The 13,081-nt window shown below is 58.0% G+C and carries 12 protein-coding genes; 5 read left to right on the forward strand and 7 right to left on the reverse strand.

The features are described 5' to 3' along the window. Nucleotides 1–78 precede the first annotated feature (78 nt). Nucleotides 79–1,056, reverse strand: a complete 978-nt coding sequence (gene epmA / locus GKQ23_RS21285) for an elongation factor P--(R)-beta-lysine ligase (RefSeq protein WP_056235370.1) — start codon at nucleotides 1,054–1,056, stop codon at nucleotides 79–81. 163 nt (nucleotides 1,057–1,219) lie between these two features. Between epmA and GKQ23_RS21290 the strand changes: the two genes are divergently transcribed. Then, entirely contained in the window at nucleotides 1,220–1,744 is a 525-nt protein-coding gene (locus GKQ23_RS21290; protein ID WP_212409367.1) for a lipocalin family protein, read from the forward strand. 40 nt (nucleotides 1,745–1,784) lie between these two features. On the opposite strand, the gene GKQ23_RS21295 is transcribed toward GKQ23_RS21290, so the two are convergent. Together GKQ23_RS21295 and efp are read right to left on the reverse strand one after the other, a co-directional pair. Next, a complete protein-coding gene (locus tag GKQ23_RS21295) occupies nucleotides 1,785–1,916 on the reverse strand; it encodes an entericidin A/B family lipoprotein (protein ID WP_056235364.1) in 132 nt (43 codons plus the stop codon). A gap of 163 nt (nucleotides 1,917–2,079) precedes the next feature. Further along, entirely contained in the window at nucleotides 2,080–2,646 is a 567-nt protein-coding gene (efp, locus tag GKQ23_RS21300; protein ID WP_056235362.1) for an elongation factor P, read from the reverse strand. Between the two features lie 41 nt (nucleotides 2,647–2,687). On the opposite strand from efp, the gene epmB reads away from it, so the two are divergent. Beyond that, complete coding sequence (gene epmB, locus GKQ23_RS21305) at nucleotides 2,688–3,716, forward strand: EF-P beta-lysylation protein EpmB (RefSeq protein WP_212409368.1); 1,029 nt, start codon at nucleotides 2,688–2,690, stop codon at nucleotides 3,714–3,716. A 399-nt stretch (nucleotides 3,717–4,115) separates the two neighbouring features. Here epmB and GKQ23_RS21310 read toward each other — a convergent pair whose 3' ends face one another. The 4 genes from GKQ23_RS21310 to GKQ23_RS21325 form a co-directional block, all read right to left on the reverse strand. Further along, nucleotides 4,116–4,463, reverse strand: a complete 348-nt coding sequence (locus GKQ23_RS21310) for a DUF4156 domain-containing protein (protein ID WP_056236363.1) — start codon at nucleotides 4,461–4,463, stop codon at nucleotides 4,116–4,118. 252 nt (nucleotides 4,464–4,715) lie between these two features. Next, nucleotides 4,716–6,362, reverse strand: a complete 1,647-nt coding sequence (groL, locus tag GKQ23_RS21315) for a chaperonin GroEL (protein ID WP_056235355.1) — start codon at nucleotides 6,360–6,362, stop codon at nucleotides 4,716–4,718. Between the two features lie 46 nt (nucleotides 6,363–6,408). Continuing rightward, nucleotides 6,409–6,702, reverse strand: coding sequence for a co-chaperone GroES (locus tag GKQ23_RS21320; RefSeq protein ID WP_056235352.1), 294 nt, complete (start codon nucleotides 6,700–6,702; stop codon nucleotides 6,409–6,411). 233 nt (nucleotides 6,703–6,935) lie between these two features. Further along, nucleotides 6,936–7,397, reverse strand: coding sequence for an FxsA family protein (locus GKQ23_RS21325; RefSeq protein ID WP_056235350.1), 462 nt, complete (start codon nucleotides 7,395–7,397; stop codon nucleotides 6,936–6,938). A gap of 454 nt (nucleotides 7,398–7,851) precedes the next feature. On the opposite strand from GKQ23_RS21325, the gene aspA reads away from it, so the two are divergent. The 3 genes from aspA (at nucleotide 7,852) to GKQ23_RS21340 (ending at nucleotide 13,065) form a co-directional block, all read left to right on the forward strand. Then, nucleotides 7,852–9,285 carry an aspartate ammonia-lyase gene (gene aspA / locus GKQ23_RS21330; protein ID WP_056235347.1) on the forward strand — a complete coding sequence of 478 codons (1,434 nt, stop codon included), beginning with the start codon at nucleotides 7,852–7,854 and terminating at the stop codon, nucleotides 9,283–9,285. A gap of 116 nt (nucleotides 9,286–9,401) precedes the next feature. Next, entirely contained in the window at nucleotides 9,402–10,703 is a 1,302-nt protein-coding gene (locus GKQ23_RS21335) for an anaerobic C4-dicarboxylate transporter (RefSeq protein WP_212409369.1), read from the forward strand. A 397-nt stretch (nucleotides 10,704–11,100) separates the two neighbouring features. After that, a complete protein-coding gene (locus GKQ23_RS21340) occupies nucleotides 11,101–13,065 on the forward strand; it encodes a protein-disulfide reductase DsbD (RefSeq protein ID WP_249168446.1) in 1,965 nt (654 codons plus the stop codon). Nucleotides 13,066–13,081 lie beyond the last annotated feature (16 nt).

Below are 13,081 nucleotides of genomic sequence, written 5' to 3' on the forward strand. Positions count from 1 at the left end.
GAGCAGCGCCCGTCGGGCGTTTTGGGCAGGTGTTTTAGTGAGGCGCGATTGTCCGCGCCTCACTTATTTCTGCTGGCGTCAGCTGCGATCGACGCTGAACGCAATCACTTCACTGAGTTGTTCGGCCTTCAGCGCCAGCATCACGATACGATCGACGCCCAGCGCCACGCCGGAGCTCTCCGGCATGCCGTGGCTCAGCGCATCCAGCAGATTGGTATCCACCGGCTGCACCGGCAGGCCGGCGGCGGCGCGCTTGCGGTTATCCTGCTCAAAGCGCATACGCTGTTCGCGACTGTCGGTCAGTTCGCGGAAGCCGTTGGCCAGCTCCATTCCCCTGAAGTAGACCTCAAAACGTTCCGCCACCCGGTGATCTTCGGTACTGATCTCCGCCAGCGACGCCTGGGTAGCCGGGAAGTGATAGACAAACGCCGGCTTATCCAGGCCAATCTGCGGCTCCACGCCGAGCATAAACAGCAGCTGCAGCAGCGTATCGCGATCCTCTTCGCGGTGGGCCAGATCCCCTGCTCCCAGCTTCTCCGCCGCTTCACGCAGCTGCGCCTTATCGGCAGAGAGCGGGTCAAGCTCCAGATGGCGCAAAAACGCCTGCTGATAGGAGAGCGTTTCCGCCGGCGCGCACTCCAGCACCTGCTGCAGCAGGTCGTCCACCTCGTTCATCAGGCGGTACATATCGTAGTGCGGGCGATACCACTCCAGCATGGTGAATTCCGGGTTATGGTGACGCCCCATCTCTTCATTACGAAAACTGCGGCACAGCTGATAGATCGGGCCGCTGCCCGCCGCCAGCAGGCGCTTCATATGGTATTCCGGGCTGGTCATCAGATAGAGATCGAGCCCGTCGGAGGCTCCTGGCCCGACAAACCGTGTCTGAAAAGGGAACAGATGAACGTCGGTCACCGTCGCCTGGCTCATCGCCGGGGTTTCTACTTCCAGCACGCCACGATCGGCAAAGAAGCGCCGGATTTCAGCCATAATCGCCGCACGCTTTAATAAATTGGCGATGGGTGCACTTGGCATCCAGCTGGCCGTATCGCTCATCTTTTCTACTCCGGAATCAGTCAGGGGCAGGAAGTCTACCTGTCCGTGCTGCAACACACAATTCTGCGCGACATATAAAGCGCTGCCGCCGTGCGCGGTGCGGAGAGCTGTTTTTGCCAGCAGCCGCTATACTCAAAAAAATAATCAAGAAAAGGAAGGATTTATGTCACTGTGGAAAATGCTTACCGCGGGCGCCGGTGCGCTGCTGTCGGTGGCCTGCGCCCCCACCCCTCCGCAGGGCGTGACGCCGGTCAATAACTTTGACAGCGAGCGCTACCTCGGACGCTGGTATGAGATCGCCCGGCTGGATCACCGTTTTGAGCGCGGGCTGGAGCAGGTCACCGCCAGCTACAGCAAGCGTGATGACGGCGGGCTGAAGGTGGTTAACCGCGGTTATAATGTGAAGAAACAGCGCTGGCAGGAAAGTGAAGGTAAAGCCTACTTCACCGGGCCAACGGACCGGGCGGCGCTGAAGGTGTCGTTCTTTGGGCCGTTTTACGGCGGCTATAACGTTATCGCGCTGGATAAAAACTATCAGCATGCGCTGATCTGTGGGCCAAACCGTGACTATCTGTGGATTTTATCGCGTACGCCGCAGATGGATGCCGGGGTAAAAGCGGAGCTGGTGGCTAAGGCACGCGGAGCAGGATTCGAGGTGGATAAACTGATCTGGGTTCGCCAGCTCTAGCCAGCATGGCCGGTGCGCAGGCACCGGCCCGTCAAACTGTTTACTGGGTGCTTTTCTGAATGGCTTTGCCACCGGCCTCAACGTCTTCACCCACACCACGCGTGGTGTTACAGGCGGTTAATACCGATGAGAGCAGCAGCACAGAAATTACAGCAAGAATACTTTTCTTCATAACAATGTCCTTTTATTCAGAGTTAAAGTACAGCAGTTAAAGCATAGCCGTAATTTTCCCGTGCGCCTGGCGGAGCGGGAGGAAATGTGAACAGGATGAAGAAACCGGGCGGGAACAGAGCAGGACTCAAAGCCCGGCGACGCCGGGCTCTGCGAATTCAGGCTTATTTAACGCGTGAAACGTATTCGCCAGAACGGGTATCAACTTTAATCACTTCACCAATCTGCACGAACAGTGGCACTTTAACCACGGCGCCGGTGCTCAGGGTGGCTGGCTTGCCGCCGGTACCGGCAGTATCGCCTTTCAGGCCTGGGTCAGTATCGGTGATTTCCAGCTCAACGAAGTTCGGTGGCTGCACGGCAATAGGACGGCCGTTCCACAGGGTCACGATGCACTCGGCGTTGTCCAGCAGCCATTTTGCCGCTTCGCCAACGGTTTTCTCTTCAACAGGGTGCTGTTCGAAGGTTTCCGGGTGCATAAAGTGGAAGAACTCACCGTCGTTGTACAGGTAGTTCAGGTTGGTATCAACCACGTCAGCGCCTTCAGCAGAGTCGGTAGACTTGAAGGTTTTCTCAACGCGGGTACCGGTCAGCAGGCGACGCATTTTAACGCGAGCGAATGCCTGGCCTTTGCCTGGCTTAACGAACTCGCTTGATTCGATCGCATAAGGCTCGCTTTCGAACATGATTTTAAGACCGGGACGGAAATCGTTGCTAGAATAAGTCGCCATAAAGGCCCTCTACAATTTATTACTGGTACTAAGCCAAAAAAATGGCACACATTGTAACCCTAAAACCCCCCGTCCGAGAAGATTGGTTACATCAACTTGCCGATGTAATCACCGATCCCGATGAATTATTGCAGCTTTTAGCGCTGCAAAACCACCCGGAGCTGGCTTCTGGTGCCGGTGCCCGTCGTCTTTTCGCACTCAGGGTGCCGCGCGCGTTTGCGGCACGCATGCAAAGGGGCGATCCGCACGATCCTTTACTGCTGCAGGTGATCACCTCACAGCAGGAGTTTGTCGACGCGCCGGGTTACAGTACCGACCCGCTCGATGAGCAGAGCAGCGTGGTGCCGGGTCTGTTACATAAATATCGCAATCGTGCGCTGTTACTGGTTAAGGGCGGCTGCGCCGTTAACTGTCGTTACTGCTTCCGCCGCCATTTTCCCTATGCGGATAATCAGGGCAACAAGCGTAACTGGCAGCAGGCGCTAGAGTATATCCGACAGCAGCCGGAACTGGATGAGATTATTTTCTCCGGCGGTGACCCGCTGATGGCGAAAGATCACGAGCTGGACTGGTTGATCGGCGAACTGGAGCAGATCCCGCACCTGAAACGGCTGCGCATTCACAGCCGCCTGCCGGTGGTTATTCCAAAACGCATCACCGAAGCGCTGTGCCAGCGGCTGGCGCAGTCGCGGCTGCAGGTGCTGATGGTTACCCATATCAACCACGCCAACGAGATCGACGACGAGCTGCGCGACGGTATGCGCATGCTGAAGCGCGCCGGGGTCACGCTGCTCAACCAGAGCGTGCTGCTGCGCGGCATCAATGACGATGCCACCACGCTGGCGGCGCTGAGCAATGCGCTGTTTGACGCCGGCATCCTGCCCTACTATCTGCACGTGCTGGATAAGGTGCAGGGCGCAGCCCACTTCTACGTTTCCGACGTACAGGCGCGCGCTATCGTGCGTGAGCTGCTGGCAAAAGTGTCCGGCTATATGGTGCCAAAGCTGGCGCGGGAAATCGGCGGAGAGCCCAGCAAAACGCCGTTAGATTTGCAGCTGCGCCAGGAATAGTGCCAGTGCCCTGAGCCAGCAGACACCCGGTACGCGCTGCGAGAGGTTGCTGCCGGTTCCGGTGCCCGGCGTTCCGGATATACCCGATTGCCCGATAGTTGGGGTGTGGCTTCCTCAGTATGTCACCCCACAAGCGCCAACAGGCTACCAGCAGAGCAGACAACGCAGAACGTTAAGCGATGGGAGCCTGTACACGGAGCAAAGCATCGCGGGCCAGGGAAGGCCCGCGCTGAGCTGTCAGGGATGACGTTTTTTGCGTCTTTGCGCAGTGTACAGGCTCCCTGAGCTGGCCCCCCAGCCAACAGGCGACCAACAGGCAACTCTGAACGTAAAGCGAAGGGAGCCTGTCACAGCGTCAACAGGCGAGAAGACAACCTGACAGTCTTCAGATGAGTGCCGTTATGGGCACTTATACACCTGACCGCTCATTTTGCTGTCCAGCGGGGCGAAGCTTGACCAGATGTTCTGGGTTGGGCTGGTTGCGCCGTAAATCACGTTACCGCCCAGCTCTGCCGCACGGTTACGCAGATCGTTGGCCGCGCCGCGCAGCGAGCTGCCTTCACCACCGGTGCCGGTAAACCAGTTGCTCTGGCTGCCGGTAACGTTACCCAACAGCTGGCACTGGCTGGACGGCTGCTGATCGACAAAGCTGACCTGCTGCCCGGCGGCCGACAGACCGTTGGACGAACTGCTGCAACCCGCCAGCATCACGGCGGCAAACGAGAGTCCCAGAACCTTGATACGCATTTTAATCCCCATGTTTTTTCATCTGAGTCAGGCCGAAGCGTAACAGAAATCTAAGAAAAGTCCTGTTCATTCTTTGCCTTACGCTGGCCGCTATTGGTCAGGTGGTAATCTGTGCTCTTACTTATACCTTTTTAGCCGGTAAAAGAGAAACAGAGCTTATCGGCACCCGGCGCACAAAAGCAAACGGCCTGCCAGTCATAGACTGGCAGGCCGTTCAGGTGTATTCCCGGCAAACGACCGGGAACAGGGCGATTACATCATGCCGCCCATGCCACCCATGCCACCCATACCACCGCCTGCGCCCAGGTCTGGTGCATCACCCTTCGGCAGGTCGGTAACCATGCACTCGGTGGTGATCATCAGGCCAGCCACAGAGGCCGCGTACTGCAGGGCAGAACGGGTCACTTTGGTTGGATCCAGGATACCGAAAGCGATCATATCGCCGTACTCTTCGGTCTGCGCGTTGTAGCCGTAGTTGCCTTCACCCGCTTTCACGGTGTTGGCCACAACAGATGGCTCTTCACCGGCGTTAGATACGATCTGACGCAGTGGAGATTCCATTGCACGCAGTGCAACTTTGATACCGACGTTCTGGTCTTCGTTCTGACCACGCAGTTCGCCCAGTTTAGAGGCTACGCGCACCAGCGCCACGCCACCACCGGCAACCACGCCTTCTTCTACCGCTGCACGGGTTGCGTGCAGGGCATCTTCAACGCGGGCTTTCTTCTCTTTCATCTCAACTTCAGTTGCTGCGCCAACTTTCAGTACGGCTACGCCGCCTGCCAGTTTCGCTACGCGCTCCTGCAGTTTTTCACGATCGTAGTCAGAGGTCGCTTCTTCGATCTGCTGACGGATCTGGGTAACGCGGCCAGAGATGTTCGCCTGGTCGCCGGTACCGTCGATGATGGTGGTGTTGTCTTTGTTGATCACCACACGTTTAGCCTGACCCAGATCTTCCAGGGTGGCTTTTTCCAGCTCCATGCCGATCTCTTCAGAGATCACGGTACCACCGGTCAGCACAGCGATATCCTGCAGCATCGCTTTACGGCGATCGCCGAAGCCAGGGGCTTTAACCGCAGCCACTTTCACGATGCCGCGCATGGTGTTCACGACCAGAGTCGCCAGCGCTTCGCCTTCCACGTCTTCTGCGATGATCAGCAGTGGTTTACCGGCTTTAGCAACGGCTTCCAGCACTGGCAGCATTTCACGGATGTTGGAGATCTTCTTGTCAGCCAGCAGGATGAACGGAGATTCCAGCTCAACTGCACCGGTTTCTGGCTTGTTGATGAAGTACGGGGACAGGTAGCCACGGTCGAACTGCATACCTTCAACCACGTCCAGCTCGTCCTGCAGGCCGGTGCCTTCTTCAACGGTGATCACGCCTTCTTTGCCAACTTTTTCCATCGCCTGAGCAATCAGTTCGCCCACGGTTTCGTCGGAGTTAGCAGAGATGGTACCTACCTGAGCAATGGCTTTAGAGTCAGAGCAAGGGACAGACAGTTTTTTCAGCTCTTCAACCGCAGCGATAACCGCTTTATCGATGCCGCGCTTCAGGTCCATCGGGTTCATGCCGGCGGCAACTGCGCGCAGGCCTTCAGTGATGATTGACTGAGCCAGTACGGTCGCGGTGGTGGTGCCGTCACCGGCAGCATCGTTCGCTTTAGAGGCGACTTCCTTCACCATCTGTGCGCCCATGTTTTCGAACTTGTCTTCCAGCTCGATTTCACGCGCTACAGACACACCATCTTTGGTGATGGTCGGTGCACCAAAAGATTTATCCAGGACCACGTTACGGCCTTTCGGACCCAGGGTAACTTTTACTGCATCTGCCAGTACGTTCACACCGCGCAGCATTTTTACGCGCGCGTCATTACCGAATTTTACGTCTTTAGCTGCCATTTTCTCTCTTCCCTTAAATTTTTATGTTCAGTGAGTTACGCGTTAATTACGCTTCAACGATCGCCAGGATGTCGTTTTCAGAGATGATCAGCACTTCTTCGCCGTCGATCTTCTCAGTCTTCGCGCCGTAACCTTCGCTGAAGATCACCACGTCGCCAACCTTAACGTCCAGCGGCTTCACTTCGCCATTTTCCAGGATGCGGCCGTTACCGACTGCCAGAACTTCCGCACGGGTTGATTTACCCGCAGCAGAACCGGTCAGCACGATGCCGCCAGCAGATTTAGATTCAACTTCTTTACGCTTAACAATCACACGGTCGTGTAATGGACGAATTTTCATTGATAGCTCTCCTTTGAGAAGTCCAATCAGGCATTGTTGGGATGAACCGGGCAACGGGCAACCGGCCTCGTGACGAATGAGATAGGGCCGGGGGGGGCGGCTTTCAAGGGCCGGCGATAAAAATTTTTACCGTTACGGCAAAACGGCGTTTTTCTGGTCTATTTGCGCACAACTACACAAAAAAAGACGGCGCGCCGGTTGAGGGGCGCGCCGCAGCAGAACGACTGAGGGATTTAGCGTGGTTTATCGTCGCTGTCGTCATGCTCAATCAGGCGGGTCTCTTTACGCTGATACTCACCGTCAACGGTAAAGCCGGCACTGCGGGTGCCCGCCCCGCCCCACACCCGCAGGTGTGGCATCAGCCGTAAGGTCAGGATCTTCTGCACCGGCGGCAGCAGCAACAGCAGCCCGATAAAGTCGGTGAAGAAGCCCGGCAGCAGCAGCAGGAACCCCGCCAGCACCAGCGAGACGCTTTTAATCATCTCGGCGGCCGGGCTCTCACCGGCGTTCATCTTCTGCTGCATCAGCATGAAATTCTTCATGCCCTGGTTCTTCACCAGCGAGATACCGATGCAGGAGGTGAAAATCACCAGCAGCATGGTCAGCAGTACGCCCAGCACGTGGGCGACCTGGATAAAGAGCGAAATCTCGATCCACACCAGGGCAAAAATAACTAACAACGGTAACCAGCGCACCGGTCTCTCCTGTATTTGTTGCCGCTCCGCCTGAGGCAGAACAGCATAAAATGGCGATCGTCACGATCCTGAGTATAAGAGATGGGCACGACCGGTGCCGTTTTCAACCGGATATGTGGAAATTCATTCGCCGGATCCTTTTGTCGCGGCTATCACCTATGATGGTAACGGGTTCACGCGCGCCATCATTTAAGTGATCTGCGTTACGCTTTTGCACTGTAGCCGAATATGATCGTGCTGGCGTGCTGGCAAACGGATAAAATGTTGCTACCGGTGTTCCACGGCCCGGTAATACCCCGTAACGCAGCAGAAATATGGTGATTGTTGCTGACATTTTAGACAAGGGGGGTGCGCAGGATGGGCATTGCCCTGGCCGTCAGCCGGTGACTGAGATTTTGCGTTGCAGGCGCTTAAATTGTGATGATTTTCCGGCAGTTCTGACAAGAAGGTTCTCATGGCTAATAACATTCGTATCGAAGAAGACCTGTTAGGTATCCGCGAAGTACCGGCCGATGCCTACTACGGTGTTCATACTCTGCGTGCGATTGAAAATTTCTACATCAGTAACAGCAAGATCAGTGACATCCCCGAGTTCGTTCGCGGCATGGTGATGGTGAAAAAAGCGGCTGCGCTGGCCAACAAAGAATTACAAACCATCCCGCGCAACGTGGCAAACGCCATTATCAGCGCCTGCGATGAAGTGCTGCTGAACGGCAAATGCATGGACCAGTTCCCCATCGACGTCTATCAGGGCGGCGCAGGCACCTCGGTCAACATGAACACCAATGAAGTGCTGGCTAACATCGGCCTGGAGCTGATGGGTCACCAGAAAGGGGAATACCAGTTCCTCAACCCGAATGACCACGTCAATAAATGCCAGTCCACCAACGATGCCTACCCGACCGGTTTCCGCATCGCGGTCTACAGCTCGATCCTGACGCTGCTGGAGGCGATTGGCAAACTGAGCGAAGGCTTCCAGCGTAAAGCGGTGGAGTTCGACACCATCCTTAAGATGGGCCGTACCCAGCTGCAGGACGCGGTACCGATGACCCTCGGCCAGGAGTTCCACGCGTTCAACGTGCTGCTGAACGAAGAGATCCGCAGCATTCTGCGCACCGGCGAACTGCTGCTGGAAGTGAACCTCGGCGCCACCGCTATCGGTACCCGCCTGAACACCCCGGATGGCTATCAGCAGCTGGCGGTGCAGAAGCTGGCGGAAGTCAGCGGCCTGGCGTGCGTGCCGGCGGAAGATCTGATCGAAGCCACTTCCGACTGCGGTGCCTACGTGATGGTGCACAGCTCGCTGAAACGCCTGGCGGTGAAACTGTCGAAAATCTGTAACGACCTGCGCCTGCTCTCCTCCGGCCCGCGCGCTGGCCTGAACGAAATCAACCTGCCAGAGCTGCAGGCAGGTTCCTCGATCATGCCCGCCAAGGTTAACCCGGTGGTGCCGGAAGTGGTCAATCAGGTGTGCTTCAAGGTGATCGGCAACGACATCACCGTCACCATGGCCTCCGAAGCCGGTCAGCTGCAGCTGAACGTAATGGAACCGGTGATTGGTCAGGCGCTGTTTGAGTCGATCCATATCCTGACCAACGCCTGCCACAACCTGCTGGAGAAATGCATCGACGGCATCACCGCCAACCGTGCGGTGTGTGAAGCCTACGTGTTTAACTCGATCGGCATCGTGACTTACCTTAACCCGTATATCGGCCACCACAACGGTGACATCGTCGGTAAAATTTGTGCGGAAACCGGTAAGAGCGTGCGGGAAGTGGTGCTGGAGCGCGGTCTGCTGACCGAAAGCGAGCTGGACGACATCTTCTCCACCCAGAACCTGATGTTCCCGGTGTACAAAGCCAAACGCTACACCGATGACAACGAATAACAGTCAGCGCGAATAATGCTCAAGGGCACGTAGGTTTATCACCACGTGCCCTTTTTCTTTTTGCCCGATACAGATTTTTAACCTTTTATTTTCAATATTTTTAAGGAGCGCGGACTATGTTGTTTCCCGAGTTAATGGTGGTGCTGATCGCCATCTGGCTGGGTGCCCGGTTAGGGGGTATCGGCATCGGCTTTGCCGGCGGATTTGGCGTGCTGGTATTAACGCTGGGTTTTCAAATCAAACCCGGGGCCATCCCCTTCGACGTGATTGAAATCATTATGGCGGTGATCGCCGCGATTGCCGCGATGCAGATCGCCGGCGGTATGGATTACCTGGTCAGCCTGGCGGAACGCCTGTTGCGCCGCCATCCGCGCTATATCACCCTGCTGGCACCGCTGGTCACCTACGGTATGACGCTGCTGGCCGGCACCGGGCACACCGCTTTCTCCACCCTGCCGGTGATCGCCGAAGTGGCTAAAGAGCAGGGCGTGCGTCCGTCGCGCCCGCTGTCGATCGCCGTAGTCGCGTCGCAGATCGCCATTACCGCCTCGCCAATCTCCGCGGCGGTGGTATTTATGGCCGCGCTGCTGGAGCCGAAAGGCATCAGCTACCTGGCGCTGCTGGCGGTGGCGATCCCCTCCACCATGGTGGCAATATTTCTGGCGGCGCTGGTGACCAGCTTCCTCGGCGGAGAGCTGAAGGATGACCCGGTGTATCAGGCGCGGCTGGCAAAGGGCGAAATCACCCTGCGCGGTGCCAGCAAGTTCGAAGCGAAGCCCGGTGCGAAACGCGCCGTGATGCTGTTCCTGCTCGGCATTATCGCGGTAGTCGGTTACGCCACCGCGATCAGCGATGCGGTAGGGCTAATCAGCAACCCGGTGCTGCCGCGTAACGAGGCGATCGTGGTGTTTATGCTGACGGTGGCGATGCTAATCTGCTTTTGCTGCAAAATTGACTGCGGCGAGATCCTCAGCGCCAGCACCTTCAAATCGGGCATGAGCGCCTGCATCTGCGTAATGGGCGTCGCCTGGCTGGGGGATACCTTCGTGAAGGCGCACCTCAGCGAAATCCAGGGCGCGGCCGGCCAGCTGCTCAACGACTATCCGTGGATGCTGGCGGTGGTACTGTTCTTCGCCTCCACCCTGCTCTACTCGCAGGCCGCCACGACCAAGGCGCTGATGCCCGCCGCGCTGCTGCTGGGCGTGTCTCCCCTCACCGCCGTCGCTTCCTTTGCCGCAGTCTCCGCGCTGTTTGTGCTGCCAACCTACCCGACGCTGCTGGCGGCGGTAGAGATGGACGACACCGGCTCAACGCGCATCGGACGTTTTGTGTTTAACCACTCGTTCCTGATCCCCGGCACGCTGGCGATCGTGCTTTCAGTGGCGTTTGGCTTCCTGGTGGGTCACCTGGTGCTGTAGTCGTCCGGAGTCGGGCCGGGTGACACCGGCTCTGCTCCCTGTCAGTGCCGCAATACTTGTCTCACCGATAGCTTCACCTCCATCGCAGTCGCCACCGACATGGACTCTGACTCTGACTCTGACTCTGACTCTGACTCTGACTCTGACTCTGACTCTGACTCTGACTCTGACTCTGGCATCAGCATCGGTCCGCCAGAGCCCCGCATTCGCCTTAAATCTTCTTAATTTTCTGCATTTCAGTCATCAACTCTGGTCGTTACATCCTGAAAAAGTTACCGTCATCGCATCATGCTATCATTCGCCCATTCAGTATAAGGAACGTCCGGCCGGCCTCGGTTTCATCGTCTGAGCTGGCGGGCTTATTCACCGCGTCAGCAAGGATTAAGAGAACATCTTTATGGCTCAGCGCCTGATCACCCCCCTTTTGCTGCTGCTCAGCCTGCTGTGCAGCACTACCGCCAGCGCCTCGTTATTTGGCCCGAAGAACAACAGCCAGTTTGTGCCGTCCAGCCAGGCGTTTGCCTTTGATTTCAGCCAGCAGGAGCGCCAGCTGACCCTCAACTGGCAGGTTAAACCCGGCTATTACCTCTATCGCCAGCAGATCAAAATCAGCGTACAGGGTGCTACCCTGGCGCAGTGGAGCCTGCCCGCCGGCGAGCCTCACGAAGATGAGTTTTACGGTAAAACCGAGATCTACCCGAACAACCTGACCCTGCCGTTTAACGTACTGCAGGCGGCCAGCGGCGCAGAGATGAGCGTCACCTGGCAGGGCTGTGCCGCCGCCGGTTTCTGCTACCCGCCGGAGACGCGTATCGTGCCGCTGAACGCGGTGGCAGACGCAGGAGCTGCAAACAGTGCCACTGCGGGCAGCCCCTCAACATCCGGGAATTCTGCACTCCACTCCTCCTCTGCTGAAGAGGTCACCAGCAGCGATCCGACTTCATCAGTGCCGGTATCGCCCACGGCTACTGGCCCGTCAGGCGCTTCCTCTGATAGTCAGCCCACTGCCGGAAGTGCTGCTGCGAATCGTGCCATGCCTGGCAGCACAGCGCCTCAACCGGCTGGCGACACATCTGCTGCAGCCGAACATAACGTTTCATCCGCGCCTGATCCCGTCTCCGCCCCGCTGCCCTTCTCCCCGCTGTGGGCGCTGCTGATCGGCATCGGCGTGGCCTTTACCCCCTGCGTGCTGCCCATGTACCCGCTGATCTCCGGCATCATCCTCGGCGGCAACCGCCGCTACGGCATGAAGCGGCTGTTTGCGCTGGCGATGGTCTACGTACAGGGCATGGCGCTGACCTACACGCTGATGGGCATCGTGGTCGCCGCGGCCGGGCTGCGCTTCCAGGCCGCCCTGCAGGCCCCTGCGGTGCTGATCGGCCTGTCGGCACTGTTTATCCTGCTGGCGCTGTCGATGTTCGGCCTGTTCAGCCTGCAGCTGCCCTCCTCGCTGCAGACCCGGCTGACGCTGTGGAGCAACCGCCAGCAGGGGGGCTCGCTGCCGGGAGTATTCCTGATGGGCGCGCTGGCCGGGCTGATCTGTTCGCCGTGCACCACCGCGCCGCTCAGCGCCATCCTGCTGTATATCGCCCAGAGCGGCAATATGCTGGCCGGTGCCGGCACCCTCTACCTCTATGCGCTGGGCATGGGCCTGCCGCTGGTGCTGATCACCCTGTTTGGCAGCCGCGTACTGCCGAAAAGCGGCCCGTGGATGCAGACGGTCAAAGAGGGCTTTGGCTTTGTGATTCTGGCGCTGCCGGTGTTTCTGCTGGAGCGGGTGATCGGCGAGGCCTGGGGGCTACGCCTGTGGAGCCTGCTTGGCGTAGCGTTCTTCGGCTGGGCGTTTATCACCAGCCTGAACAGCCCGCGCGGCTGGCGACGGGTGCTGCAGATCCTGCTGCTGGGCGCGATGCTGATCGCCGCCCGTCCGCTACAGGACTGGGCGTTCGGTGCGCCGCAGACGGCGGCCAGCGCCGCGCATATCAACTTTACCCCGGTCAGCACCACGCAACAGCTTGATCGGCAGCTGCAGCAGGTGCAGGGACGCATCAGCATGCTCGACCTCTACGCCGACTGGTGCGTGGCCTGTAAAGAGTTTGAGAAGTACACCTTCAGCGACGCGGCGGTGCAGCAGACGCTGAAAAATATGCAGCTGTTGCAGGCGAACGTCACCGCTAACAACGCGACAGACGGCGCGCTGTTACAGCATCTGCAGGTGCTCGGGCTGCCAACCATCCTGTTCTTTGACGCCCACGGCCGGGAGATCCCCGGATCGCGCGTGACCGGCTTTATGCGGCCCGCAGCGTTTAACGCGCATTTGCAGAAACTGGCCGACTCAGCAACACTAAGGTCTCAACCCTGACCGAGAGTCCGAGATA

The organism is Erwinia sp. E602 (assembly GCF_018141005.1).
Classification (GTDB): domain Bacteria; phylum Pseudomonadota; class Gammaproteobacteria; order Enterobacterales; family Enterobacteriaceae; genus Erwinia.

Bases quoted from the DNA above. Each gene is read 5' to 3' on its own strand.
- epmA (WP_056235370.1), bottom strand. From the start codon at position 1,056: ATGAGCGATACGGCCAGCTGGATGCCAAGTGCACCCATCGCCAATTTA.
- GKQ23_RS21290 (WP_212409367.1), top strand. From the start codon at position 1,220: ATGTCACTGTGGAAAATGCTTACCGCGGGCGCCGGTGCGCTGCTGTCG.
- GKQ23_RS21295 (WP_056235364.1), bottom strand. From the start codon at position 1,916: ATGAAGAAAAGTATTCTTGCTGTAATTTCTGTGCTGCTGCTCTCATCG.
- efp (WP_056235362.1), bottom strand. From the start codon at position 2,646: ATGGCGACTTATTCTAGCAACGATTTCCGTCCCGGTCTTAAAATCATG.
- epmB (WP_212409368.1), top strand. From the start codon at position 2,688: ATGGCACACATTGTAACCCTAAAACCCCCCGTCCGAGAAGATTGGTTA.
- GKQ23_RS21310 (WP_056236363.1), bottom strand. From the start codon at position 4,463: ATGCGTATCAAGGTTCTGGGACTCTCGTTTGCCGCCGTGATGCTGGCG.
- groL (WP_056235355.1), bottom strand. From the start codon at position 6,362: ATGGCAGCTAAAGACGTAAAATTCGGTAATGACGCGCGCGTAAAAATG.
- GKQ23_RS21320 (WP_056235352.1), bottom strand. From the start codon at position 6,702: ATGAAAATTCGTCCATTACACGACCGTGTGATTGTTAAGCGTAAAGAA.
- aspA (WP_056235347.1), top strand. From the start codon at position 7,852: ATGGCTAATAACATTCGTATCGAAGAAGACCTGTTAGGTATCCGCGAA.
- GKQ23_RS21335 (WP_212409369.1), top strand. From the start codon at position 9,402: ATGTTGTTTCCCGAGTTAATGGTGGTGCTGATCGCCATCTGGCTGGGT.
- GKQ23_RS21340 (WP_249168446.1), top strand. From the start codon at position 11,101: ATGGCTCAGCGCCTGATCACCCCCCTTTTGCTGCTGCTCAGCCTGCTG.